At 59.6% G+C, this 24,581-nt stretch carries 22 protein-coding genes; 6 read left to right on the forward strand and 16 right to left on the reverse strand.

The window, feature by feature from the left end:
* The first annotated feature begins 184 nt into the window (after window positions 1–184).
* Window positions 185–706 (forward strand): asparagine synthase-related protein, encoded by a 522-nt coding sequence (locus tag Q0D44_RS07870; protein WP_294135019.1) that lies wholly within the window; start codon window positions 185–187, stop codon window positions 704–706.
* A 28-nt stretch (window positions 707–734) separates the two neighbouring features.
* On the opposite strand, the gene Q0D44_RS07875 is transcribed toward Q0D44_RS07870, so the two are convergent.
* The 4 genes from Q0D44_RS07875 to Q0D44_RS07890 form a co-directional block, all read right to left on the reverse strand.
* On the reverse strand, window positions 735–2,804 hold the full coding sequence (locus Q0D44_RS07875) for an Atxe2 family lasso peptide isopeptidase (protein WP_294135022.1): 2,070 nt from the start codon (window positions 2,802–2,804) through the stop codon (window positions 735–737).
* The gene (locus Q0D44_RS07880) at window positions 2,804–5,377 is read right to left on the reverse strand and encodes a TonB-dependent receptor (RefSeq protein ID WP_294135027.1); all 2,574 of its coding nucleotides are present in this window, start codon (window positions 5,375–5,377) and stop codon (window positions 2,804–2,806) included. Before Q0D44_RS07880 ends, Q0D44_RS07875 begins: the two co-directional genes overlap by 1 nt.
* Before the next feature lie 87 nt (window positions 5,378–5,464).
* Window positions 5,465–6,511, reverse strand: a complete 1,047-nt coding sequence (locus tag Q0D44_RS07885; protein WP_294135031.1) for a FecR domain-containing protein — start codon at window positions 6,509–6,511, stop codon at window positions 5,465–5,467.
* The gene (locus tag Q0D44_RS07890) at window positions 6,501–7,067 is read right to left on the reverse strand and encodes an RNA polymerase sigma factor (RefSeq protein ID WP_294135033.1); all 567 of its coding nucleotides are present in this window, start codon (window positions 7,065–7,067) and stop codon (window positions 6,501–6,503) included. The genes Q0D44_RS07885 and Q0D44_RS07890 overlap by 11 nt, the downstream gene beginning before the upstream one ends.
* Before the next feature lie 550 nt (window positions 7,068–7,617).
* On the opposite strand from Q0D44_RS07890, the gene Q0D44_RS07895 reads away from it, so the two are divergent.
* Window positions 7,618–7,974 (forward strand): sigma factor-like helix-turn-helix DNA-binding protein, encoded by a 357-nt coding sequence (locus Q0D44_RS07895; protein ID WP_294135036.1) that lies wholly within the window; start codon window positions 7,618–7,620, stop codon window positions 7,972–7,974.
* Window positions 7,975–8,172: 198 nt separating this feature from the next.
* On the opposite strand, the gene Q0D44_RS07900 is transcribed toward Q0D44_RS07895, so the two are convergent.
* From Q0D44_RS07900 to Q0D44_RS07935, 8 genes are all read right to left on the reverse strand, one after another.
* Window positions 8,173–9,024, reverse strand: coding sequence for a glycosyltransferase (locus Q0D44_RS07900; RefSeq protein WP_294135039.1), 852 nt, complete (start codon window positions 9,022–9,024; stop codon window positions 8,173–8,175).
* Entirely contained in the window at window positions 9,021–9,611 is a 591-nt protein-coding gene (locus tag Q0D44_RS07905; protein ID WP_294135042.1) for an SAM-dependent methyltransferase, read from the reverse strand. Before Q0D44_RS07905 ends, Q0D44_RS07900 begins: the two co-directional genes overlap by 4 nt.
* A complete protein-coding gene (locus Q0D44_RS07910; protein WP_294135044.1) occupies window positions 9,608–10,237 on the reverse strand; it encodes a PIG-L family deacetylase in 630 nt (209 codons plus the stop codon). The genes Q0D44_RS07905 and Q0D44_RS07910 overlap by 4 nt, the downstream gene beginning before the upstream one ends.
* A gap of 44 nt (window positions 10,238–10,281) precedes the next feature.
* Window positions 10,282–11,397, reverse strand: coding sequence for an acyl-CoA dehydrogenase family protein (locus tag Q0D44_RS07915; RefSeq protein WP_294135046.1), 1,116 nt, complete (start codon window positions 11,395–11,397; stop codon window positions 10,282–10,284).
* Entirely contained in the window at window positions 11,394–12,437 is a 1,044-nt protein-coding gene (locus Q0D44_RS07920; protein WP_294135048.1) for a glycosyltransferase, read from the reverse strand. Before Q0D44_RS07920 ends, Q0D44_RS07915 begins: the two co-directional genes overlap by 4 nt.
* Window positions 12,434–13,369 (reverse strand): glycosyltransferase, encoded by a 936-nt coding sequence (locus Q0D44_RS07925; RefSeq protein ID WP_294135051.1) that lies wholly within the window; start codon window positions 13,367–13,369, stop codon window positions 12,434–12,436. The genes Q0D44_RS07920 and Q0D44_RS07925 overlap by 4 nt, the downstream gene beginning before the upstream one ends.
* Window positions 13,362–14,516 carry a glycosyltransferase family 4 protein gene (locus Q0D44_RS07930; protein WP_294135053.1) on the reverse strand — a complete coding sequence of 385 codons (1,155 nt, stop codon included), beginning with the start codon at window positions 14,514–14,516 and terminating at the stop codon, window positions 13,362–13,364. Before Q0D44_RS07930 ends, Q0D44_RS07925 begins: the two co-directional genes overlap by 8 nt.
* A gap of 76 nt (window positions 14,517–14,592) precedes the next feature.
* Window positions 14,593–16,770, reverse strand: a complete 2,178-nt coding sequence (locus tag Q0D44_RS07935; RefSeq protein WP_294135055.1) for a catalase — start codon at window positions 16,768–16,770, stop codon at window positions 14,593–14,595.
* Between the two features lie 262 nt (window positions 16,771–17,032).
* Here Q0D44_RS07935 and Q0D44_RS07940 point away from each other — a divergent pair, with 262 nt between their 5' ends.
* Both Q0D44_RS07940 and Q0D44_RS07945 read left to right on the forward strand, forming a co-directional pair.
* Window positions 17,033–17,779: a Crp/Fnr family transcriptional regulator gene (locus Q0D44_RS07940; protein WP_294135057.1), complete on the forward strand. Its 747-nt coding sequence runs from the start codon at window positions 17,033–17,035 to the stop codon at window positions 17,777–17,779.
* Entirely contained in the window at window positions 17,776–17,967 is a 192-nt protein-coding gene (locus Q0D44_RS07945; protein WP_294135060.1) for a hypothetical protein, read from the forward strand. The genes Q0D44_RS07940 and Q0D44_RS07945 overlap by 4 nt, the downstream gene beginning before the upstream one ends.
* Window positions 17,968–18,175: 208 nt before the next feature.
* On the opposite strand, the gene Q0D44_RS07950 is transcribed toward Q0D44_RS07945, so the two are convergent.
* Together Q0D44_RS07950 and Q0D44_RS07955 are read right to left on the reverse strand one after the other, a co-directional pair.
* Window positions 18,176–18,670: a nucleoside deaminase gene (locus Q0D44_RS07950; protein ID WP_294135063.1), complete on the reverse strand. Its 495-nt coding sequence runs from the start codon at window positions 18,668–18,670 to the stop codon at window positions 18,176–18,178.
* 584 nt (window positions 18,671–19,254) lie between these two features.
* Window positions 19,255–20,067 carry an IS5 family transposase gene (locus Q0D44_RS07955; protein ID WP_294135371.1) on the reverse strand — a complete coding sequence of 271 codons (813 nt, stop codon included), beginning with the start codon at window positions 20,065–20,067 and terminating at the stop codon, window positions 19,255–19,257.
* Window positions 20,068–20,462: 395 nt separating this feature from the next.
* Here Q0D44_RS07955 and Q0D44_RS07960 point away from each other — a divergent pair, with 395 nt between their 5' ends.
* Together Q0D44_RS07960 and Q0D44_RS07965 are read left to right on the forward strand one after the other, a co-directional pair.
* On the forward strand, window positions 20,463–21,002 hold the full coding sequence (locus Q0D44_RS07960; RefSeq protein ID WP_294135065.1) for a hypothetical protein: 540 nt from the start codon (window positions 20,463–20,465) through the stop codon (window positions 21,000–21,002).
* 97 nt (window positions 21,003–21,099) lie between these two features.
* Window positions 21,100–21,615 carry a DUF892 family protein gene (locus Q0D44_RS07965; RefSeq protein WP_294135069.1) on the forward strand — a complete coding sequence of 172 codons (516 nt, stop codon included), beginning with the start codon at window positions 21,100–21,102 and terminating at the stop codon, window positions 21,613–21,615.
* A 46-nt stretch (window positions 21,616–21,661) separates the two neighbouring features.
* On the opposite strand, the gene Q0D44_RS07970 is transcribed toward Q0D44_RS07965, so the two are convergent.
* Entirely contained in the window at window positions 21,662–22,564 is a 903-nt protein-coding gene (locus tag Q0D44_RS07970) for a DUF3616 domain-containing protein (protein WP_366009239.1), read from the reverse strand.
* 352 nt (window positions 22,565–22,916) lie between these two features.
* Window positions 22,917–24,305, reverse strand: a complete 1,389-nt coding sequence (locus tag Q0D44_RS07975) for an ISNCY family transposase (protein ID WP_294135071.1) — start codon at window positions 24,303–24,305, stop codon at window positions 22,917–22,919.
* Window positions 24,306–24,581 lie beyond the last annotated feature (276 nt).

Consider the following 24,581-nt stretch of genomic DNA (forward strand, 5'->3'; position numbering starts at 1 on the left):
GGGACCGGTGCCAATCGTGAGCCCGTTTTTCCATCATATCGGGGGGCAACCACCCCTGTCAGCTATATCAAAAAGCTGATGCCCGGGACGAATCGCGCCGCGATTATCCCATGTTTTGTGGCAGGCCGTGCGTCAATATCGACAGCTAAAACGCCCCTATGCCTGGCAGTATAATCTTCAATTCATGACGCGCGAGGCCCGGCAAGACATAATGTCCCGGCCCCTATCCCATCCGTGGCTTGAAGAGCAGGATGGCGCGCGCGCAGGCAAGGTAGGGCATGTCGCTTTTCTGCTGCGCATCCAGAATCACATCGAGGGCTATCTGCGCGCCTTCGACATGCCGCTCATAAATCCGCTCATCTCCCAGCCCATTGTTGAACTGGCGCTTGCAATACCAGGCTGGCACATGGTCGAGGGCGGCCGTGACCGCGCCGTCGCACGCAAGGCCTATCATGATGCATTGCCGCCGATCATTCGGGACCGGCGGCGCAAGGGCAGCCCAAGCAGTTTTGCAATCGCTCTTCTCCGCAGCAAAAGGAAGGAAGTCCGCGACCGCCTGATGGACGGCGAGCTGGTCGCGCGGGGCATGGTTGATGCCGACACTCTAGCCGCAGCATTGGTATCCGATTCCGGCTTAGAGCTGAGCTATATGCGCCTATCAGCTCTGCTCGACATGGAAGCCTGGATCGAACATTGGCGCGGATGATGTAGCGGCTATGTAGCGCGCTGAGCATCTAATCCGATGTCGGCAAATGTATTGAGTCTTGTTTCCAATCTCTCCTCATCTGCGCCCAGCGCGACGCTTCCTCACGCTCGATGCCATCGGCGGGCGTCTTGTCCATCAGCCAAAAATCGAACCATCGTAGATTGCGGCGGTAGACGTTCAGGCGGTGGGTTGGCTGGCGCTTGATATGGAGTTCGTCCGGGAAGATATAGACATCAACCGGACTATTGACAGCGCGCAGCGCGCGTACGGCTTCCAGCGTGGGGTAAAGCTCACCATCAGCCACTTGCATGAGAATGGGGAAAGCAACGCGGCTGGCATTGCGGGAAAGCGACATTTGTGACCAGATGGCTGAACCGGTTTCTGGCAAAGCGGGCCAGCCTATGCTTTGATAATGTTGCTGGATGGCGGTGCCCAGAAGCCAGGTCTGGGAGGGCTCCCAGCAGCAGCCGCTGATCGATGCAGCCTTGAACATTTGGCTGTGCAGCGCCGCAAATTGCGTCGTTGTCGAGCCGTCACTGAGCCCGGTGATCCCGATCCTGTCCGGATCGACCAAGCCTGCGTCGATCAGCTCCAAGACTTTGGTCTCTATGGTCGACAGGATATTGCGCCGTGCGAGAAAGTCGGCATTTTCGCGCCTCTGTCTTTCAAGTGGCGTAAGTTGCTTGGCGGAGACCGGCGACTGGGGGCGCTCGATGTTGAGGACCAGATAGCCTGCCTTTGCGAAAAGCTGGATCGGAAATTCATCGCCCGTGCCGCCGCGCAGAAAACTCCGACTTTCATATTGGGTGATGATCAGCGGATAGCGGCGGCTCGGCTGGAATGTCGATGGATAGACGAGGTCGCCAAAGCTGGGGATTCCCATCGCATTGGTCCATTGCAGCCGCTCAACTCTACCGTGGACGATCTTTGCATGATCTGGATTGGGCTCGAAGATGGGCCTGCTCTTGCCGTCCTGCAGACTGATCCTGTCTATATATCGGGGCCGGATCGAGTTTTCGCGCACGCACAGGACATCAACGTCGATGGGTACGCATCCACTGAGCAGGTCGCTCGTCTGGAAAAGTCGGGCAGGATCTGTGTCGCCGCCATTCCATTCGTAAATGGCAGCGAGGCTTCGGCCCCATCCTTCTCGCCGTACGAACCGGATATGTCCGGCCTGCGTGACCCATGGCTTACCTTCGATGTCGGTGCAGTTGGCGCTGCGGCAAAACTGATCCGCCGTCCCGACCACCATATGGATCCGGCTCATGCCCTCGGCATCCGTCTTGACATCGACCATTCTAGCGTCGTTGCGCAGAACCGCCGACCAATCGTTGGTGAAGGCGGTGATCTCCGCCTCAGTTGCTGGCCCGCGAGCGCTGCCGTCCAGATCCACTCTATAAAAACGATAGGAGGCACCACCGCGCGGAAAGGGCGCGCGCGACGCAAATGGAAAGAAGCGCTCATCGAGCCGGTAGCCCCGCAGCGCTTCCTGGTTCAGCTCTTCTGTCGACGGACCATCCGCGCGCTGCTTGTACACAAGGCTTTTGCCGTCGGCTCCGAAGCGAAAATCGACGATGTCATCTTCTGGTGCTGCGACGGGGCGGCTATGGCCCCCCACATCCCAACGCCACAATTGCAACCGATCCTTGACGAGCTTCAAGAAAGCCAGATTGTCTCCGTTTGAAGACCAACGAGGCGTGATGACCTTGGTGACGCCAGTGGGAAATCCTCGCGTGCCAAAGAAATTATCATAACGCCAGAAGGCGACGCCGGGTCCCTCGTCGATCAGCGATGCTTGACCATCCTGGGTGACGATATAGATGCCGGAGCAATAGCTGTTCGACTTCCCGTCAGCCCTTCGCACGGCAACAGCGAGGCGTGATCGATCGGGCGAGAGGGTAAAAACAGGATCGCTTTCCATCCCGCCATTGGAGCCGATATCCAGAGTCTCGATGAGATCGCTGGCCTCTATGGGGCGAGTGGCTCCCGCCGGCCGGCGAACCTCTAACATCTTCGCGCAATCCAGATCCGCAGCTACAACCGGCAGGGCGGCCGTAGCTGCGCCAGCAAGGCTCATCGCGAGGGAGATGAGCATTACCAGGCCTTGGAAAGGGTAAGACTGATGGTGCGCCCGATCGCGGGATAATTTGTCGCATCATAATTGGGCAGGGCGACGCTTGTCGTGCGAATAAGCGACGGCTTCCGATTCAGGATGTTCTGGCTCGCAAGCAGGAATGACCAACCATCCCAGACGCCGCTACCTTGAGGCTTCCAACCGAGGGTGGCGTCAGCGGAATGAAAGGCTTTGACCCGGTAGGTCGTGCTGGTTCGGCTATCTTTGGTGCCGCCAAGATAATTATAGGCGATCGCCATGTTTACCTTGCCGCGCTTCCAGCTGGCGCTCGCGCTACCGCGCCAGTGCGGTGGTCGGAATATGGTGCCGGCCTGTTCGAAGACGGGTTGTCCCGCGCTTAGCTGCTGATCGCTTTTGAGGTAGCTGGCATTGGCTTCAAGCTTGAAATCGCTGCTGCCGGTAAAGAAGGCATAGGCGATCGAACTATCCACCCCCTGTATATGTTGACGCGCGACATTCTGATATCCGGTGTAGACGATCGCAGCAAGGTTTGCAGGATCATAAGCGGTGCCACTTAGATTTTGAACGCCGAGCGGCAGGCTGGCAGTTGCCGCCAATACCTGATCGAGGGTCGGATTGAGAATGATGAGGTCGGCATATTCGTCCCTGAATGCCTGCGAACTGGACGCTATGGGATAGGTTACGCGGTTTTTGTAGCGGACGTCGAAGAAACTAGCCTCGAGTTTCAGACCCGCTATCGATGAAGGCTCCAACTGGACGGTGAATGTAAGGGTCCTGGCCTTTTCAGGCTCCAGCGCCTTTCGACTTCCGTCGATCTGCAGAACATTTTCGTTGGTTGGAGGCGCTGGCAGGTAGCGACTTGAAGCGTAAAGCGTCGCCTGCGGAGCAATATTCAGTTGGCTGAGCGTCGGCGCCTTGAAAGATTTCCCCCACGCGGCCTTGAGCGTCAGATCGGCGATCGGCTGATAGGCAATGCCAAGCTTGGGTGTTGCAAGGCTGCCCATCTGGTCATAGCGTTCATATCGCAGCGCGCCGGTGATCTGCAGCGCGTGAATGAGCGGTAACGCATTTGCGCCAGCGATCAGCGGTAGAAACATTTCGCCATATGCGAATAGAGCGGTCTGCGAGTCTGTATAATTTTGGATGGCAAAGGTTGCAGTTGATGTCGTTCTGAAGATCGAGCCATCCAGGCCATTGGCACGCAGTCCGGCCCCCAGCGCGACACGCGCGTCGCCACCCGGTAAGGCAAAGAGCGGGCCTTCACTGCTGAACTCTGCTGACCAAAGGTCATTCTTGTAGCGCACATCGTTGACGAACAACCGGCTGCTGCCTGAGAAGACTTCCGCCTTGACCCCGCTATCGCTGATAGCGCGCGTGAAGCGGGCGGTCATTTCCCAGTCGGCAGGCAGGTGGAAGGTGAGGGACGGGCTGATCGACCAACTCTCGACGTCCGGGGAGGCGGTGGCGCCGGACTGAATATTCATGCCGCTGCCATTGGGCAGTGAGAAACGGGATTTACGGCGGATATAGTGGGCATCGAGCCCGAACTCCATGACTTCGCCCAAGGATTGATGGCCTGCTACAACAGCGCTCAATTGCTTGTTTGACGGAAATATGGTCATTTCAGGGTTCACAGCGCCATGTGTGTAGGAACGCTGGCCGGCAGAGACGTCGGTCGCCTTGGCGAAATCGCCGGCGATCATGATGCCGCCGCTATTCCATCGACGACCCGTCACCCCGCTATATTGCTGCTGGAACGCCCCGCCATCGGTCGCGCCGCCAATTCTCGCGCTGGTTTCCAGGCCGTCGAAATCGCGGCGGAGGATGATGTTGGCTACGCCGCCGACAGCATCGGAACCATAAAGCGCCGATGCGCCGTCAGCGATAATTTCGACCCGCTCGACCGCCGCCAGCGGTATAGCCGATATGTCGATGCCCTGGCTCACCGCGTCATAGGCAAGCCGATGTCCGTTGAGCAAAGTGAGCGTAGCGTCTGCGCCCAATCCCCTGAGGTTGAGAGCGGACGACGACGTAACATTTTCCGAACCATTCTGCCGAGCGGACACCACGCCTGGGTTCTGGCCGCCATTATAATTTTGCGGGATGCTGCGTGCGAATGATCCAAGGTCGCTATGGCCGAGCTCGACGATTTTTTCGCGGCTCGCCGATATTACCGGAGATGTTGGCTTCGCGCCACGAATGCGGGAACCTGTGACCGAAAGCTCGATGTCCGTCGCGCTGGTTACCGCCTCGCGCGACGGCGCTTCTCGCCCCCGCAGGGTGATCGTGCGCTCCTTGATGTCGGCGGTGAGGCCCGAAGGCGCGAGGAGGGCGGCCACGGCGTCTTCGACCGTGTAGGCCCCGGCGAGAGACGGGGCGCGACGCCCCTTGAGCGACCGGCCATCGGCAACGAGTTGATAATCGCTCATCCTGGCTATGGCGCGCAGCGCATCGCCAAGATCCTGCTCAGGCAGATCGTAACTTTTGGGTGCTTCCTGGGCATGGATCTGGGGAACCAGAATGCACATGGACAGTGCAACGCTGCTTAGTAGACCAATTTTACCGATACGCATGAAACTTGCCCCCTTGTTCCGCAGGGCCTCTTATTGAGGCTCAGAACGGAAGACGGGCGCGTGCCTATCTAAAGCTGCAACGCGTCATTAATTTTCGGCGGTGAGCAGCAATATGTTTTTCTGGGTTCGTTCGATCTTGAGGTTGAGAAAGCCGCTCAAGGCTTGGGCAACGCGCTCAATATTGCGGATTTCGATGTCAGCTAAAATCTCGCGCGCGCCCAGGGTCGGCTGTGCCAGAACGATCTTGATCTCGCTATAGCTGTTTGCTTCGGCGATGACGTCGCTGACCGGGACATAATCATAGCTCTTCACGCCGCTCACCCATTGCTGCTCAGACCGTTTAGCAGGATTGACGGAAAAATCCGGGATTTGTCCAGCCTTGAGCGTCAATAGCTGGCCGGAATGCAATGTAAGGGCTTTGGGCAGCTGGCGCGGGTCAGTGCGGGGTAGTGTGACATTGACCTCGCCCTCGATGGCATGAACGCGCGCGCCCTTACGGATCGTCATGTCGAACTGGCCGACGCCTGCCGTCACCTCAATGCCGCGCCCATGTACCATAAAGGGCCTTGCCGTCTGGCTGGCAACGGTGAAGCGGGCACGTCCACGCTTGAGTACGATCGCGCGGCGCTCGGCAGTATATCCGATCAGAACCAACGTGTCGGTATCCAATAAGATAGAGCTGCCATCTTCAAGGCGCTCCGTGCGCACCTCGCCGACCCGTGTCTCCAGAGGCGTGCGCGCCTCGCTCTGCCCGATCAGCGAGGGCGGTGCATCGGTTGAACGCCAAAGCAGACCCGTTGCCGCAAGGAGGCAAAGCGCCACTGACGCGGCGAGGAGAAGCCGTGGTGGACGGCTTTCCACTTTTCGCGTCTGGTGCAGGAGAGACCGGCGCGAATGCGTTTGTACGGCGGCTTGGCTTGCCTGCTGCACAGTGTCTACCACGCGCAGATAGGCGAGCTTACGGGAAGGGTTTTCGGCGATCCAGACGTCGAAGGCACGCTGATGTGGACCTAGCCTGTCGAGATTCCTGGGATCTGGCACGGCGTCCACGTCGGCCATGATGAGCATGGCCCATTCATGGGCATCGCGCGATCCTTCGTGGGGCTCATGATCGGGAGGCAGGTCAGTCATCATTCGCCTCGCGATAGGCGGTAACATGGCGAATGGCTTTGAGCATCTGTTTCTGCACGACCCAGAGCGGAAGATCGAGCTCTGCTGCAATCGCGACATAGGTCTGACCTTCGATGCGATTGCGCAGGAAGATATCTAGCGTTTGTGGCGGAAGTTGGTTGAGGATCAGCGTCCAGTGCGCCAGATCTTGCTTTGCCTGCAACTCGCGATAGGTGTCGGATGGGGCAATTGCATGCAGGCCATCGTCGAGCGGCTTGGTGCGTTTCGACAACAGGGTGGATCCGCGCTCGACGAAATCGCGCAGCAGGTTCGTCGCGATGCGCGTGAGGTAAGCCTGTGGGCTGGCAAGCGCTTGTGCGGGCGCTGCGCGCACGAAACGGGTGAAGCTTTCCTGGGCGAGTTCGTCGGCATCGGCCTGATTGCCAAGCTGGCGCGTGAAGAACCGCATGAGGCGGGGCTTCTCCCTTGCGTAGAATTCCGGGAAGCTAAATCGATTGCTTCCGGGATCTCTGGTCATGACCGGATCGCACAGCCGATCCTCGCTTCTGCCCTGGCTCATTCGTCGCACCTATGTCCTCTCGGGGCGACGGCCAAAGCCGGATGTTAGTAACCTGCTATGCACAGGCGCATGCGCCTTTACCGTTGCCGGCTGGACATGCGCGCATGCCACCCGGCCCCAGTGGAACTGTGACCGAGCGTGCATAGAGGAGGTTACTAAGCCCCACTTCTGCGCTTTCAGCAGAAGCGGGGCTACCTTGACGGATTGGCGGGGCAGCGCAACCCCCTAAGAAACCCATTATGACGTTTTTACGAAGAGGATTAGCCGCCGAAGGAAGGGATGGGCGACTGCCCGCTGCGCGGGCATCGCGCTCGTGTCGGCGCGGCGTGCCGCCGCGCCGACCGGGCTCGGCTGCGCAAATCCCGGCCCTACGGGCGGTGATCGCTGTCGCAGCGGAGAGGGCGAGGTGTGAAGCGGGGAAGTACCGAGGTGAAGAGGGGTAGGTAGAACGCGCTGATCCCTCGCGCACGAGAAACAGTAATTTCGCGGGTCCTTGGGAGGGAAGGGGGAACGGGTTGGGGACTGAACCCGATATGCGGAGTGTCCTGCTGTGACCTTGCTAACTGTCCTGCGCCAGGCATTGGCGAAATTGATTTTGTGCGTTCAAAACTTGGCGGATGATGACCGTTGCTGCGCCCGGATCGACCGCTATCTCGATACTGTTGACCTGCAGATGATGGCTGAACCGATCGGCGCGGGCGGCGGCGAGGAAGCTGCGCGAATCAGGCAAGTCGTCGCTAAAATGCAGCCGTTGACGCGTGCCATCCTCATTCTTGTCGTCGGGCGAAAAATGAGCGTGGCGGAAGTATCACGGCGTTTTGGGATGCGCGAGGAGCGGGTGTGTCGACATTACCGGGCGGCCGTCGGCGAGGTGGCGGCGCGATGCGACGCGAACGGTGTGACGTAAATCGTCGGCCCGCCTGCTGAGCAGATAAACGGCCAGGACTGGCCTCATACCGCCGGGCCGCTTTGCGGCAAGAACTGGGACATTTGCGACTGTCAGCTTCGGAATCACAAATCGCGGTAAGCTGACACTCACGCGCACAAATCCGGGTCGCTTTATCATTTCGTCGCGCGAGATACACGGGCGCGGCGCCGCTCTATTTCAGGGCGAACCCGGCGGCGACATTCGCGCATGCTTGATTTCGAGGTCGCTTGGTTGGCGAAGCACATGGATCATGTCCCCGCACCGTCCAATCAAACCCGCCTTCTCGAAAGCGTTGAGCCATCCTTCCATCGGCCATATATTCCATCGTGCTCGAAAGAGGCTGGCATTGCGGACGATGTCGTTCAGATACTGGAGCGGAGGGTCGAAAACGTCGTGATATTGATGAAAGGCACCAGCGCCGCCCATGAATAACAGGGGCAAGCCAGCCGCCCGCGCGCGGAAGCCGAAGTCGGTATCTTCACCGCCATAGCCGGTAAAAGCTTCGTCAAACCCGCCCAGATCAAAAAATCTCTGGCGATGTAGACCAAAAGCCAACGACCAGAACAGACCGGCATTATCCTCTCGTCGCACGCCGTTTGTAGGAAATTCTCGAACCGGATGCCCTTGCGCGCGCGACAGGAGATCGGCTTCCTCCCATTTACCTCGGGCATCCTCAGGGCCAAGATAGCGTATGTCGGCACAGATCAGCGCATCATGGTCGGTGAGGCATTGCGCGGTTGCCCCGGTCAGTGCGCGCATCGGGATGCAGTCGACGTCGAGGAACAACAACATGTCCCCGCTGGCCGCGCGTGCGGCTGAGTTCCGGGCTGCCGCGAGTGGCAGTCCGGGACCATCGAGACGCAGGATCTGAATCGGAAATGGCGCTTGTTCGGCATTGATCGGCGGTGTGCTGGCCATGTCGACGATGATGAGCTCGTCGGGCCAATGCGTGCTGCGTCGCAGACCTTCGATCAATTGTGCCAGATGGGTCGACCGATCCTTGACGATGGTGAGGACACTCAGAGTCATGCGTGCGCACGCCACAGATCGAGGCGATAGTGGGGCATGCGCTCTGTGGTGATGACAGTGAATGCAAGGGCGAGAGCGGCCTGCAATTTTATTACCGCATCATCGCCGCTCTGGGGATAGTCGGTTTCGCCGGTCCAATGGACGAGCAAGATATCGCCGCCGGGCGCTATATGGGTCGCGATCCACTGGGCGGCGCGGCTGATATCGTGGTCATCCCAATAATAGGCGACTTCGGACAGGATGATAAGGTCGAAGGCGCTGCCTATGGGTGCTCGTCCGGGAAAAATCATCCGGCCGAAGGAAACATGGTCCAATGCGGCACAGCGCTCGCGCGCTGCTTTTAACGCAGTTTCGCTGACGTCGATCGCCAGCAATGCGTGGCATTGGGTTGCCAGCGACTGTGTCAGGACACCTTTTGCGCATCCAATCTCGAAACCCAATCCATAGGTCCGTCCGGCCAGGGCGCGGATGCTATGAGCATATTTATCCTGCTCATAGGCGCTGCTTTCCAGTTCCCAGGGATCGTCGGTCGCGCGAAACATCGTCTCGAAATAATCGTGACCCAGGCTGGCCTTGTGCCGCGTCATGAGGCTCTCCGCAGGTAGAGGATATCGCTGGCAGGCATGGCACGACGGTAGGCAGGCAGCCGGAAGCCGGGACCGTGGGACGCGGTAAGCTGGCTGCGGTGCGCGGCCAGGGCGTGATAGCGTTGTCCGCACAACATGGACGCGGTGCGCAGCTTCCGGTGGGTGCGGGAATCAGGGGCTTGCGACCAGACGACATATTCTGCGACGACCAACCTGCCCCTGGCCCGTTGCCCCACTGCATAGGCCAGCTGCGCGGCGGCCTGATGGTCGCAATGGGGTTCGTGACTGGCGGTAACGGCAAGGGCATCGACCTGCCAGCGACGGCAAAGGGCGGTCAGCCGTCGGGTAGCCCGGTCGAAAGCCGGATGCCCCGGCTGGGCAGGAGCAGCATCCTTCCAGTCAAGATGCAACGGCGATTGGCGGCGACTACCGGTCAGGCGGTGCAAGGCGGCGGCGGCTTCACGCTTGCGACTGCCCACCAGTTTCCCCGACCGGCCTTGCGCGGTCTCATGCGAGCCCGACCCGTCGGTGAGATAGACAAGGCCCGCCAGTCGCCCGGCCTTCGCCGTCTGCGCTATTAGCGCGCCAGCGCCCAGCGTCTCGTCATCGGGATGCGGCGCAAGCACCAGCCACCGCCGCGTTCGCCAGGGTTTTGCCGACAAAGAAAGGCCTACCACAAGGCGTCCTCCGCGCCCCAGGCGTCATGGTCGAGCCAGGCGAGCGCCGCCTGATCGCGGGCATAGTCGGGTCCGCCCTGCCGCAGATAGAGGCTGAGGTCGCGGATGATCTTGTCGATCCGTTGCCCGTCCATCGCACTGCGCGTGCCGGTGATGCGGGCCGCCAATTCCATTACGTCTAGGCCCGTACGCTCGACTATGCCGCGCGTCATGCGGGCGAAGGCGGGACCATCGGGATCGTCGTGCGCAGCCCGGAGCGCACATTCGCGGACCCATAGATAGGCGGTGCGGGTTGCGGCAACCGCATCGGCGAATTTCGCGCGTTGCAGCGGATCGGCGCGCGCCGCATCAGACATGGCAAGCCGGATTTCGGTCAACAGCGCCTCGATCCCACCCAGTTGCACGGCAGTGAAGCGCCAGGCGCCCGTGGTGAAGCGCGGTTCGCGATCATAGTCGCCGGGCTGGCCGAGCAGATGCGATGGATCGACCGCCATGCCCGTCAGGTCATAGAAGCCGCTGCCCGTCGCCCGCATACCCCTGACCCGCCATTGCGACAGGTCGGTCCGGGCGGGATCATCGGCCCGGACGACGACCAGTCGCCGTTCGCCCTCTTCGGGCTGCGCGGTGATGACGGCATAGGCAAGACCGCCAGCGCCGGTCGCGAAAGACTTGCGGCCATCCAGTGCGGATTGGCCTAGCTGTACGCCCGGTTGCGGTTCGGTGGCCCATACGCCGTAAAAGGCGCCCTGAGCGAGTTTCTGGCCCAAATCTGCCTTTTGCGCGGGAGAGCCGAACCAGTCGAGCAGCGCGAGCGCGTTGACATGGCCTTCATAGAGCCGCCCGACGCTCAGATCCGCGCGACCAATGATCCGCAGGACGGTCATCAGGCACTGGTTCCGGGCGACGGCATCGTCAAAGGCCTCGCCGCCGCTTTCGAGCGGGGCGAAGGTGCGATGGAGATCGGCAGCGACGAGCGCTTTCATGCTTTCCACCGGAAAGACCGGCGCGGCGTCATAACGGCTGCCGAGCGCGGCAAGGGTGGGCGTGATCGCCCCGGCGCGCATGATCGGGGGGTCGATGCTGGAAAGGGGATGGCGGGACAGGGTCATGCTACAGGTTCCAGTTCATCGACCGCAGCGGCGGCCATTGTCGCGAGCCAGGTTGATGCTGTGTCCACACCATTGCGATCGTGCAGGCGTTTACGGGCGTGAGGCGGCAATGCCTTTGCCTGGCTGATCAAAGAAGGCCATTGGTCGGGAGACGGCCATGTTTCGAGCATGATCGCAGCGCCCAGCGCATGTAGGGCGCGTGCGGTCGCCAACTGCTCGGCAAAGGGGCGGTCCTCAGGGATGCAGAGGAACGGGCGGTCGGCGGCGAGGACTGCGTTGACCAACCCGTCTCCGGCAGCGCCGACGATCAGCGCGGCGCGGGCGATTTCCTGCGCCGGATCGTCAACCCATCCGGCCAGATCGAGATTGGCGGGTTGATCGGACGGCGCAGTTACGGGGCCGATGACGCGCCAGTACATATCCGGGCAGGCGCGTGCGGCCTGTGCGATCGCTGCGCCATCGCCGGGCGGGCCGCCCCGGCCGATCACTATCAGGATATGGTCGTCCTGCCGGGGATGATGCTGAGCAGCGGCAGTGATACCGGACAGATTGCGGGTCTTGTCCCTGATCCACGCGGGCGTCGATGGCATCTCCAGCTCGTGGTGAAACGGCGCGAGCAGTGCTGTAGCGCCACGAAACGCATCGACATGCGCCGCGTCGCTACGGTCGCCGTTGAGCCGCACATAGACGGTGCGGACTGATGCCAGGCGCGCCAGCATCGCAACTTCGACCGAAACATCAACGACCATCAGCGCAGGGCGCTCCGTCGCGATCCACCGGCTGATGCGCGCCACGCGCGACCGCACGCCTTCATGGTCAACGGGCGCATAGTGCAGGGCGGCGGGGCGTGAGGCCGTGTCGTCCATCCCGTCGAAGCGGCCGGAAACGGGGCGATCATCGGCAAGGTCAATTCCTGCTGCGCCCAGCCCTGTACCCAGCAGGACGATCGGCCAGTCGATGGCGGCGGCAATCGCCTCCGCCCGCGCGCGATGACCAGCGCCATGATGATGGACATAATAGCCGATCGGGCGGCGGGTCATGGCTGGATTTCCAGCATCATGTCGTGCGGCATCGGCGGCAACAGCGGTTCCTGACGGGCGATCAAAGCAGCGCCATCGGGCTGCGCGCGCAATTGCTTGCGCCAGTGCGCACGCTCACGCCAATGGGCGAAGGCAGGCGCCATGGGTGAGATGCTATTTTCGGCCTTTTCGAACAGCGTCCGCATCGCGACTGCCATGCCGCCTTCCGCGCGTCCCTCCAGACGCGGGGAGACGCGGGTGTAAACCGTAACGGGGTGAACAAGGCGCGCGCCGCGGGCAAGCGCCGCCAATACGAGCGCGCGATCCTCTCCGCTTGTTATGGCCGGAACGCCGCCGCAGGCCAGATAAAGCTCTGCCCGGATGGCGAGCGATGCGCCGGTATGATCGCCGTGGCGTGGTGCCGGATCCCAGGGCAGAGGATCGATCGCATCCTCAATGGCGCGGACGGCGGCCCAATATTCGTCCCATGCCGTGCGCAGGCGATGCACGGGCGGTGGCAGTGGTTCATCGCTATCGATGTCGATCCGGCCGCCCACCATGTCGGCACCACGCGAAAAGGCAGCGGCGATATTACGCAGCCAGTCTGTCGGAGGGCGGCTGTCTGCGTCCGTACTGATAAGGGCAGCGTTGTCCAGCGCGGGCAGAAGGCCAAGGCCTGTGTCCATTGCCATCCGTCGGGCTGATCCGGCGTGCGCCAGTTCCGGCGCGAAAGTGCGTTCGACTATGCGGATGTCGAGCCGTCCGGCATGACGATGGCGTGCAGCGTCGGCAACGGCTCGGCTATCGTCGGTGCTGTTGTTGATGGCTATCGCAACCGGGATCGGACCGGGCCAGTCCTGCATCGCCAGCGCATTCAGCAATATCGGCAATCGCGCTGCCTCGTTCCGCGCCGGGACGCAGACGCACAGGGTCATCGCTCTGGCGTCAGCCATGGGAAACCGATCTCTGGTCTAGCGCCGCATGGGACGGGAGCGTCGAGGGCATCAGGTGGATCGACGCTGTACGGTCGGCTCGGCAAGGTGCCGCCGTACTGTCGATCTGCCGCAGATAAAGCGCCTCATAATTGTCGACCATGCGTTCGGCATCGCACATCTGTTCCGCCCTGGTGCGGCAGGCGCTGCGGTCTAGCGTCAGGGCCGACCGCGCGGCGCTGGCGAGCGAGGCAACATCGTCCGGGGTCGCAAGCACCCCGCATGTCGCATCCAATATTTCAGGGATCGCCCCTCGCGCAAAGGCCGCGACTGGCACGCCACAGGCAAGCGCTTCTGCAACGACAAGGCCGTAGGGTTCATCCCACATAGGGGTGCAGAGGAAGGCCCGCGCGCCGCCCACAAGCCGGGCGAGTTGTTGGTGCGCGAGATGCCCGACATGGATAATATCCTGGCCCAGCGCGGGCGCGATCTGTGTCCGGTAATAATCATCGTCAAGGATTGGCCCCGCAATCCTGAGCGGAAGGCCGACCAGCCGGGCAGCCGCGATCGCCAGATGCAAGCCCTTTTCCGGGACGATGCGGCCGTACCAGACCAGATAGGGATCGGCGGCGGGCTGGGGGTGGAACGCAAATTTTTGCAGGTCGATGCCGTTCCATATCACCGCGTCGCTATGGGTGACATGGTTCCACAGAGCTGCAACCGAGCGGGACACGGCCGCGAAACTGTGGTTGCGCGCAGCACAAAGGCGGATACCGCTTTCCAGCCAGCAGAAGGGCGGCGTGTGCAGCGTCGTGACCATCGGCATGGGCAGACTGTCGGCCATCGCGACGGGCAGATAATGCAGCGAATTATTGTGGATGATGTCGAAATCGCGATGGCGCAGGTCGTTCATCAGACTGAGATAGGCGTGATGCTCACGAAAGAAGGGCACGTCGTTCGCTTCCGTCGTACCCACCGTCTGGATCGCGGTTTCTGTACAGATCGCTTCCAGGCCGATCCCCGGTTCCGATCGGGACGAGGCGAACAACGTGACCGCATGGCCACGATCCCGCAGCGATCGCGCCAGCAAATGCGTGTGCATTTCCAGCCCGCCGGCAAAGGGTTCGGCAATCGGATGTTTGAGATGGGCGATGATGCCGATCCGCATTGAGTATGATCCTGTCGTGCGCATGACTGGGGATGGCGCGAGACCATCCCCTTAGATTGACATTGAAAGGCCGCGATCAGGCGGCGGGCTGGGCATCCAGATCGACCGCCAATTCGCGCGGCCAGTGGCGCAATGCCCGGCAGGCAGTCAGGAAAGCGCCTGCATCCTTGGCTGTGGCCAGCGGCAGGCAGGCCTCGTCCAAATCATCGGCTATCCCCGCTCTTTCAAACAGCGCCTGGGCTTCGGCGGTCAGGCCGATATATTTGCAATGCGCAAAGGCATCGGTGACGAAATCCTTGGCGGCCGCGTCGATTGCCAGCAAAGCAGCGCCCTCCTTAGACGCCACCACGGCGACGGCGTCGAACAGGACAGAGGGACCGCCGTCAATCTTCTGTTTGGCGGCTACGGCCGTGCCATCCGACAGGGTCACTCCGCCAATCTTGGGAGCGACGACCTCGTAAACCGCGCCTTCCTTGTCGACCGCTTTAACCAGCGCGTTGAAGATCGCGGCGTCGGCACCGTCGGTCAGCAGGATGCCAAGTTTGCGCCCCTTGAAACTGTCCGGTCCGTTTTTGAGGATGCTGAGCGCATCGGACGGCGGCAGGTCCATCATCGTCGGGCGCGCTGCCTGCGCCGGATCAGGCAAGGCAAGGCCAAGTCCTTCGGCTACAGTCTGCGCCAGCGTAGCGTCGATGTTGAGCAAGTGAGAGACCGTCCGCGAACGGATATCGGGGCGTTCGACCTTGCTCAGTTCAAAGACGATGGCATCGCCGATATGCTTCTGCTCGGTCGCCGTCTGGCTGTTGAAGAATTGCCGCGCCTGGCTGTAATGATCGGCGAAACTTTCCGAGCGAACCCGTTGCTTGGGACCGTCAGCCTCCTGCGCGTAACTGGTGAAACCGCGCACTGGGTCTTCGCGCGGGCCACCTTGTTCAGCACCCCAGCTATTGGGTTCATAATTGGCGCGACCCTTGGGATTGCGCATCGCCATATGCCCGTCCTGCTGGAAATGGGCCATCGGACATTTGGGTGCATTAATCGGCAAATGGGTGAAGTTGGTGCTGCCCAAGCGCTTGATCTGGGTATCGAGATAGGAAAAATTGCGGCCCTGGAGCAGCGGATCATTGCTGAAGTCGATGCCCGGCGGGACATTCTGGGTCATGAAGGCGACCTGTTCTGTCTCGGCAAAGAAATTGTCAACGACCCGGTCCAGCACCAGACGCCCGACGATTTTAACAGGGACCAGCTCCTCCGGGATCAGCTTGGTCGCGTCCAGCACGTCAAAGTCGAAACTGTCGGCAAACGCATCGTCGAACAGCTGGACCCCCAGCTCCCATTCCGGGAAGTCCCCGGCGTTGATGGCGTCCCACAGGTCGCGACGATGGAAGTCGGGATCGGCGCCGTTGATCTTGACCGCTTCGTTCCACATGACCGACTGCAGGCCCTGCTTGGGCTTCCAGTGGAATTTGACGAAGGTCGATTTGCCGTCCGCATTGACGAGGCGGAATGTATGAACGCCAAAGCCTTCCATCGTGCGCAGCGAGCGCGGGATTGCGCGGTCCGACATCGTCCACATGACCATATGGAAGCTTTCGGGCGTCAGGCTGATAAAATCCCAAAAATTATCATGTGCGGTCTGCGCCTGCGGGAAGTCACGGTCAGGCTCGGGCTTGGCGGCGTGGATCAGGTCGGGGAATTTGATCGCGTCCTGAATGAAGAATACCGGGATGTTGTTGCCAACGATATCCCAATTGCCCTCCTGCGTATAAAGCTTCACGGCAAAGCCACGCACGTCACGGGCGAGATCGGCTGACCCCTTGGACCCGGCAACTGTCGAGAAGCGCACGAAGGCAGGCACGCGCTCACCGACCCGCTGGAGGACATCCGCACGCGTGACGTCGCTCAGGGATTCCGTCAGTTCGAAATAGCCGTGCGCACCGTAGCCGCGGGCATGGACGACGCGCTCAGGGATGCGTTCATGGTCGAAATGGAACATTTTTTCGCGGAAGTGGGCATCCTCCAGCAAGGTGGGGCCACGCGCGCCCTGCTTCAGGCTGTTTTGATCATCAGCGACCGGGATGCCATGTGCCGTCGTCAAGATTGCGACATCCCCTCCTGCAACCTGATGCGTATCGCCACCTTCTGCCTGCGGTTCCGCAAAGCTGTTCGAAATAGTTTCGGCGGGCGCAGTTGGGGGAGCCTTTTTGGCTGTCTCGCCGGAGACTTTATCGACGGTGGAGGGAGACTTGGCCATGGGGCATCCTCATGCACGAGAGACGTGCCGGACGCAGGTCCAGCACATTGGGAGTGATGATCGAAAAAAATGCGAATTCCCGATCATCACTGGGAACCCGCGGCATTTGTGAGGAGATAACCCGCCGCTCTTCAGCAAGTTTCGCGGACCGGCCCAAAACTAATGTGCATTATAGCGATTTATTTCTGGCGGCTGGATACGGCGTCGCCACGGACCGTTGCTATAGTTCAAAGCCAAGTCTTTTCACTATGAAGGGCTGATATTGTTTACGGACAAATTTCTTAGGGATCGTCGCGGCGTCGAACTGGATGTTCAGGAACGCGCTGTCCTGGAAAAAGCCATTTTCGAGATACGAACGATAGATGCGCGCAAGACTGTCGTACAGGCTGGCGAAACATTGTCCGTGAGCATGTTGCTGCTGGAAGGCTTCATGTGCCGCTATCTGGACGATCGGGAAGGGATGCGCCAACTCGTCGCCGTGCAAGTGCCAGGGGATTTTCTGGACTTGCACGCCTACCCGCTCAAAATATTGGATCATGATGTCGCCAGCCTAACCGCAGCCACAATTGCGGTCATTCCGCACAAGGCGCTGGACGAGATTAATGCGGCAATGCCCGAACTCACACGCAAGCTGTGGTTCTCTACGCTCCTCGATGCGGCGATGCACCGAGCGTGGCTATTCCGCCTGGGGCGGCTGGATGCGGTCGGGCGCGTGGCGCATTTTCTGTCCGAAACCAATGTCCGGCTGGTTTCAGCAGGCCTGAGCGATGGAACGCGTTTTGCCCTGGGAATAACGCAGGCGGATATTTCGGAAATCTGCGGTATAACGAGTGTCCACGCCAATCGCGTGCTGCGGCAATTACGGGAAGATCGGTTGTGCATCTTTCGCTCCTCGCTCGTGGAAATTCTCGACGTCGAGGGTCTGGCCCGCAGGGGCCAGTTCAATCCTGCCTATCTCTACATCGAAAGTAAATCCGGTCGCCCGGACATCGAAAGGCCAACATCATGATACCGCCAGAAGATTCCGGTGTTCAATCGTTGCCAGGCAAGGCGAGCGTGGAGGAAGGGCTAGTCCTGCTGGACGGGCCGGATGGCATAGCCGTCACCATGACAGCTTATGCCGCGTCGGAGACCGGCAAAAGTCTACTCGAAGCGGCTCGACTGATTGAAGAAAAATCGGATAATGAAAAATTGTAAACAGATTTACGCACCATAATTTTAGTATTACATGTGTTAAGCCAAATTTCGAAAATAATTCTCTATAATATACCTGGCAGCGTTTGGTTTTTCGAAATGGCAAACCTCCCGCTGCTAAGGTGCAAAATCGCCAATACAAGTCGTTCTAGCATGTGCCGCTCTACCCCAAATTATACGTTTGCATGCAATCATCTCAAGTTGCTGCTGCCTATATGTTACCTTGCATCTCGATCGGCACGTCATCGTCCGGTTTGAAGTATAGAGCCGCGCATTGTTTCTTTAGGCAGCCTCCATCTAACACCAAATCCTCGCGCCAAGCATCCTTGATGAAATCCATCGTATCGAGGTGACGATCTTCGAAATACATACGGTGTACATCGTCCCGCCCCGCGCCGTAGACAATGCGCCCGACCTTTGCCCAGACAGATGCCATCGTGCACATCCCACACGGTTGTAGGGTAGAATAGAGAGTGGCCCCCCGCAGATCCATGTCTCCGTGCACTTTGCCGGCTTTCCTGAACGCCATCATCTCCGCGTGAGCAGTAGCGTCACACAGCTCTTCTGTTTGGTTGATTGCCCGTGCGAGAATTTTTCCATCCAGCACAATAATGGCTGCAATCGGCGTATCCTGGGGAGATTTGCCTTTGCTCATTGCCAGCTTGATAGCCTGCTCCATCCATGCCTTGTCCGTCTCATGAGTCATAATATTTGCGGTCCATCGTCTGCTTATCGACATTGACGATCTTGAATGGCGACCGTTCCATAAAGAAACGGTTGGCGGTGACGGACTTTGTCATTCACAATGAAAAAAAGCGACTGTCGGCTATCTTGAAAGCGAATTTCTACCGTAAATGGCTGTAATGGGTCGACATCGGTAGACAGGAATTGGGACATTTTTGCCGTTCCCAATCTATATTCCGGTTGGCAGTACCCGCCGACAGTGGTCAGTCAAACCGTCAGCACTCGAGTGTGGGGCGCTCAGAGCGGCAGCAGTCAGGGCAATCGAAGTCAAATGCGTGATTTTATCTGAATTGCATCTGCAATCGATGCTGCCGTATGCCGGCAAGCCGTCGATGGCTTCAATGCGAAGCAGCAACAGTCGGGAGCGCACGTGCATCCTTCCGCCGCCGCAGCCCCTCGAACAAGCGGAGCGCTCACTCATTCCAAGTTAAAACCCCGATGGCATAAGCGCCGCCGGGGCACGACGCATCAGCTATGCCGTGACTAGATTGACGGCGGTCGGTTTAGCCGCCGGCAATCCTGACGTCTTAGAGCCTGTCTTGAATCTCATGCGTAACGAGCGATGCGCCTGATGAGAACGCTGGCTGCGGCAGCATAGAGAAGAGCAGTTGCGGATTTGATGGTTCGCTCGAAGTCCTTGGCCAAGCGGCGATTTCGGTTGAGCCATGCAAAAGTCCGTTCGACCACCCATCGTCTGGGATGAACGACGAACCTGGTTTGATCGGCGAATTTGCGGACAATTTCGATCGTGATGGAGGTGGCGTCACGGACGCGATCGCTATTGTAGGCGCTGTCGGCATAGGTACGCTCGACGAATGGATGCCGCTGGCGTGACTGCTTAAGCAAGGGCACCGCGCCGTCACGGTCTTGAATGTCGGCGCTATGGACCAGCAGTTCGAGTGCACGCCCATCGGTATCGACCATGGCGTGACGCTTTCGTCCCATGATTTTTTTGCCCGCGTCATAGCCTCGCGGCCCACCTGCTTCGGTGGTCTTCACGCTCTGGCTGTCGATGACCGCCGCCGATGGCATCGGTTCTCGCCCTGTCCGAATGCGATCGATCTGGACAAGGTGATGGTTCAGGCTTTCGAACACGCCATCGTCACGCATGGTGCAGAACCATCGATAAACCGTGCGCCACGGGGGAAAGCTGTCGGGCAAAAGTCGCCAGGGGCAGCCTGCTCGTAGCAGGTAGAATATGGCTTCCATGATCTCCCGCATCGGCCAGCGGCGTCGACGACCGCAATGGCAAGGCACAGGCAGATATGGCTCAATCAAACGCCATTCCGTGTCGGTAAGATCACTTCCATAACGTAGCTGCGCACGGCTATGATGCGCACGGGCGGTCGGGTTCCACATGATGATTTCCAAGGTTGGTGTCGCAACCCCTCGGAATCATATCGAAACTCGATCGTCCACCATTACGTATGCGTTCTGACACACCCTCTTAGAATAAGGTGTACCGGACATATTTCGTTCTTCAGAATTTGAGCACCCCAAAAACTTGGGAGAGATAATCAGGCATGTCGCCTTAATCATCATAATCTATATCAGTCCATCGGCTAGGATTGGCTGAAACCCGTTGGATTACCCCTACTGTCAATTTTATATCGATCCGCTGTGTTGAACCAAAAAGCGCCAGTTCAGTTATCGTCTCGTGCCAACTCACTGTTACAATATTGGGCGGCCAAAGGTGCCAGGACGCTCGTGGCTGAGCAGTCGGTTCTGGCCAAACAAAAGTTTAGGAGAGAAAAATGACCGACACGATTATATCGGCGCTATTCGACACCCAATTGGAAGCACAAAGCGCGATTACCGAGCTGCGGACCGTAGGCATCAATGACGCTAACCTCTCGGTCATAGCCCATCACGACGGCACGACCACGACAACGAGCGGCGATGGCGAAATCACCGATGAAAGTCACCGCAACATCTTGCGTGGGATCTTGGGAGGCGGCGCGCTGGGCGCGGGCCTGGGCGTCGCAGCACTTGCCATTCCAGGGGTCGGTCCGCTGGTAGCAGCTGGCGCGATCGCCGCTGCTGCGGTGCCTGAAGCAGTTGCGATCGGGGCATTGGCTGGTGCCGCTGTCGGCACTTTGAACGAGACATTGACAAAGCACGGCGTGAGCAAAGAAGATGCCGGCTATTATAACGATCGGATGAAAAGCGGCGCCGTATTCGTATCAGTCGATGCGCAAGATGGCGGCTTCGATACCGAGCGCGTCCGCGACATATTAGCCCGTCACGGCGGTCATAGTTCGACGCGCGAGAAATCCGCTGCGGCGTTCCGCTGAACTTATCAGCGCCGTTAGTGCTTTGCCCGGGTGACTAGGCAAAGAAGATGAGCACCCGAAAATACCGAAGATTTGCCTCCTTTTTGAAGGATCGATTATGTCCACGCCCGAAAGCCTCGAAGACCTGTATACCGACGAACTAAAGGATCTTTGGTCCGCCAATGACCAGATGGCGCGCGCGCTCAAGAAGATCACGCCCAAGGCGAGCGATGCCACGCTCAAGGAGATGCTGACAAAGTCGCAGGAAGGCATCGCAAAGCACACTGATGTCGTGAAGGAACTGATCGCTGCTCAGGGTGAGAAAGTGTCCAAAGAGCATTGCAAGGGCATGGAAGGCCTGGTCGAGGAAGCGACCAAGCATGTGCTGGAAGAGGGGCCGAAAAAAGGTCCTCTCCTCGACGTTCAGATCATCGCCCAGTACCAGCGCATGACTCATTACGGCATCGCCGGGTTCGGCACGGCGGCAGCCTTTGCCAAGGCACTCGGCCTCAAGGACGACAACAAAAAGCTGCGCGAAGCCACCAAGGAAATTTACGGCGGCGACGAATATATGACCAAGCTCGCGGAAACGAGCGTCAACCTCAAGGCCGAAGCGGAAGTCGAAGCCAAGTAACAGGTACGGCCCGTCGCGGATGCGACGGGCCGCTTTCACGCGGTCGCTATGGCAGCCGGAATATGTCGGCGATCACGGTTTTGGCATCCACATCTATCCGGTGGTCCGCGGGGCTGTCGTAGATCACCATCAGACCCGTTGTTTCGTCCTCGAGCGCCCACAGCGCCAGGCCCTCCGGGTGGTCCGATCCCCGCCCGAATGGTATTTCCAGTAAACGCCCCGGGCGGTGCAGACTGACGGTCGCTGGGTCAATCGGCAGATCGGTCACCCAGTTCTTCCAACGATAGAGCGCGCACGGACCGCTGAGCGCCGTGGTGGGGCCGGCCAGGATCAGTAGGTCGTCGCCATGGCGCTTGAGATCCCGGACACCCAGGCCCTCAAGCGCAATTAGCCTGCGTATGGGTTCGCCTGCCAGAGATAGGTCACCCTGATCTGTAATTTCAATTTCGATTTCTACTATCAGGCCATGTCCACCAATTACCGGTCCCCGCATGCCCAGAGCGACGCGTGACCCAGACACAGCGATACCCTCGATATCGATTCCCCCTTCCTTGGCTGGAATCCTTGTGAAGGGTGCAAGAAGCGAATCCTGGGCAAGGGCGGCGGCGAGCGCATTGCCCTGATGGTCCTGAGGGAGCATCCCTGCGCGCCTTTGCCCATCCATCCTGACGGGGTCATAAACGCCGGAATGGTTTACGAGCGGCAAACGGGCAAGCAGGCAGCGCGATCGGGTGTCCTTGAGGTCAGCAAGCACGTTCAGGTCGATGCGTTCGCCCTCGGCCTTTTCAGCTTTGGGTCGGGTTCTTGCATGGCTTCCCAATACCCATAGCCATCCGCCGTCCTCGCTCAGCCTGTGGATCAGCGCCGAAGCAGGACCCCGCCCGATCTCGGCTAAGCGACTGTGTGCACGCCATAATTGAAAAGGGAGGGGGTCCCGATCGGCGCCGATCGGAACCCTCTACAAACGCCAAAAACTGTTACTATTACAGACGCTTACTTCCGGCCGAACGGGGGTCCCGTTTCGAAGCCGATTCACAGCTCAAGGCCGGATAAATTTTGCCATCCGGGGTGGGGCTCGCCCCACCCCGGATGAAATGCTACGCATCACCTCGGGTGTCGCGCTTCAAATCGAAACCGCCCTGCTAATTAGAGAAGTCACATTCTGTGCCATATAGAAATGTCACAGGTTGGGGAACAGCAGGGGCTGCGTGGAGCCATCGATACAGCGCAGCGCAGACCCTGCTGATGCGCTGACCTTGGGGTAGCCGACCCATGGACCCGCTGCCCTGCAGTGGGCCCGGTCATGTCCTCTGCACGAACCTGAGCGTGCCGCGTTCGCGCAACGCCTCATCACTGAGCCTGGGACCGCGCTTGAGCTTTGAGCCGCCCAGTTTGCGGCGGTCGATCTTTGGTGGTGGTTCCGGCTCGGGGAAGAGATGCGTAAGCTGATCACGACGGGCAGGGGCATCGTTGTTGCGCTTGCGGTGATGCGGCACGATCGCCTGCATCTGCCTGGCCAGCAACAGCGCCGCATCCAGATGCTTGTTCTCGACAATGGCAGGCTGGTTCACCTGCCGCATCTTGTCGAACTGACGATAGAGCAGGACATGGCCTTCATGCTCGATCTCCAATCGACCGTCGGGATATTCACAAACCGTCACCCGCTTGCGCGCCAGATTCAGGCTGACATCGTTCGGCTCCAGAATGAACATCGCCTTGTTGTAATGCAGTGTCAGCGCCGCCGTCACGGTCCGCTGCTCACGCCAGACCATGATCGCGCGCAGATCGTCATGCGGGGCGAGGGGGCGGGCGAACCGCGCATTGTGCCTGGTCCTATAGCTGTCGAGAAAGGCGTTGGCGTTCTCGATCGACGAGATACCCTCCAATCGCATCGCTTTCACCAGGCGGTCCTGTAAAGTGGCATTGGCCCTCTCGACGCGGCCCTTGGCCTGCGGAGAGTTGGCGCAGATGATCTCTATGTTCAGAGCATCCAGCGCGCGGCCAAAATGCGTCATGCCGTCGCCACGAGCGGCGCTGGCCCGCGCGTTCCGGAAAACGCTGTGCTTGTCGGAATAAAAGGCCACCGGCTTGCCGTGCCGTTCGATATATGCGCGGGTCGCCTCCATATAGGCAAAGGTGCTCTCGCTCTCGACCATCTGGAGGTGCATCAGCTCGCTGGTCGCGTCGTCAATATAGACGAGAAGCGTGCATTGCGGCCCGCGATCCTCAAACCACCAGTGCTTCGAGCCGTCGATCTGGATCAGTTCACCCCGGCAGTCCCGGCGATGGCGTGGCTGATATGGGCGAGGGCGACGGGCATCGCGATCTTTCCACAAACCAGCCTGGATCATCAACTGGCGCAGCGTCTCGCAGGCCAGATGAATATCGTGCCGCTCGGCAAGATACTCGCGGGCCAGGGTTGGTCCGAAATCATGATAATGCTCGCGCACGATCGCGACGACGCGCTCGCGGAAATCGTCATCGTAACGCCGGTTGCTTGGTCGGCCACGCTTACCCGAAATCAAGCCTTCGGGACCGGCCGCATGCAATCGTGACAGCAGCCGGAATATCTGCCTTCGACAAAGGCCCAATAGCGCCGACGCATCCTCAACACGCAATTCGCCACGCTCGACCCGCAGCAGCGTATCGTAACGGGAAAGCTCGCCATGGCTCATGCCAATCACCGTCATAAGCGCCACCTCCTGTATCAGGAGATGACCATGCCACCGATGACCCGCACTGCGACGTCGAGAGTGACATCTCTAACTAGCGGAGGGGTGACATTTCTATTTAGCGCTTACACGTTGAAAGTTCGATAATAATAGATATGTTAAGTCATTCGTACCCAAAATTTATAGACAGATTTGGACAGGAACGACGCTGGATCGGGAAGTGCTGAGAATTGTGACGACGTCATATTGGCGGATATATATGTAAATATATCCACTTCGTTTGCGCGAAATTCG

The organism is Sphingobium sp. (genome assembly GCA_023266575.1).
In the GTDB taxonomy this organism is placed as follows: Bacteria; Pseudomonadota; Alphaproteobacteria; order Sphingomonadales; family Sphingomonadaceae; genus Sphingobium.

Bases quoted from the DNA above. Each gene is read 5' to 3' on its own strand.
- Q0D44_RS07870 (WP_294135019.1), top strand. From the start codon at position 185: ATGACGCGCGAGGCCCGGCAAGACATAATGTCCCGGCCCCTATCCCAT.
- Q0D44_RS07875 (WP_294135022.1), bottom strand. From the start codon at position 2,804: ATGCTCATCTCCCTCGCGATGAGCCTTGCTGGCGCAGCTACGGCCGCC.
- Q0D44_RS07880 (WP_294135027.1), bottom strand. From the start codon at position 5,377: ATGCGTATCGGTAAAATTGGTCTACTAAGCAGCGTTGCACTGTCCATG.
- Q0D44_RS07885 (WP_294135031.1), bottom strand. From the start codon at position 6,511: ATGATGACTGACCTGCCTCCCGATCATGAGCCCCACGAAGGATCGCGC.
- Q0D44_RS07890 (WP_294135033.1), bottom strand. From the start codon at position 7,067: ATGAGCCAGGGCAGAAGCGAGGATCGGCTGTGCGATCCGGTCATGACC.
- Q0D44_RS07900 (WP_294135039.1), bottom strand. From the start codon at position 9,024: ATGACTCTGAGTGTCCTCACCATCGTCAAGGATCGGTCGACCCATCTG.
- Q0D44_RS07905 (WP_294135042.1), bottom strand. From the start codon at position 9,611: ATGACGCGGCACAAGGCCAGCCTGGGTCACGATTATTTCGAGACGATG.
- Q0D44_RS07915 (WP_294135046.1), bottom strand. From the start codon at position 11,397: ATGACCCTGTCCCGCCATCCCCTTTCCAGCATCGACCCCCCGATCATG.
- Q0D44_RS07920 (WP_294135048.1), bottom strand. From the start codon at position 12,437: ATGACCCGCCGCCCGATCGGCTATTATGTCCATCATCATGGCGCTGGT.
- Q0D44_RS07925 (WP_294135051.1), bottom strand. From the start codon at position 13,369: ATGGCTGACGCCAGAGCGATGACCCTGTGCGTCTGCGTCCCGGCGCGG.
- Q0D44_RS07930 (WP_294135053.1), bottom strand. From the start codon at position 14,516: ATGCGGATCGGCATCATCGCCCATCTCAAACATCCGATTGCCGAACCC.
- Q0D44_RS07935 (WP_294135055.1), bottom strand. From the start codon at position 16,770: ATGGCCAAGTCTCCCTCCACCGTCGATAAAGTCTCCGGCGAGACAGCC.
- Q0D44_RS07945 (WP_294135060.1), top strand. From the start codon at position 17,776: ATGATACCGCCAGAAGATTCCGGTGTTCAATCGTTGCCAGGCAAGGCG.
- Q0D44_RS07950 (WP_294135063.1), bottom strand. From the start codon at position 18,670: ATGACTCATGAGACGGACAAGGCATGGATGGAGCAGGCTATCAAGCTG.
- Q0D44_RS07955 (WP_294135371.1), bottom strand. From the start codon at position 20,067: ATGTGGAACCCGACCGCCCGTGCGCATCATAGCCGTGCGCAGCTACGT.
- Q0D44_RS07960 (WP_294135065.1), top strand. From the start codon at position 20,463: ATGACCGACACGATTATATCGGCGCTATTCGACACCCAATTGGAAGCA.
- Q0D44_RS07965 (WP_294135069.1), top strand. From the start codon at position 21,100: ATGTCCACGCCCGAAAGCCTCGAAGACCTGTATACCGACGAACTAAAG.
- Q0D44_RS07975 (WP_294135071.1), bottom strand. From the start codon at position 24,305: ATGACGGTGATTGGCATGAGCCATGGCGAGCTTTCCCGTTACGATACG.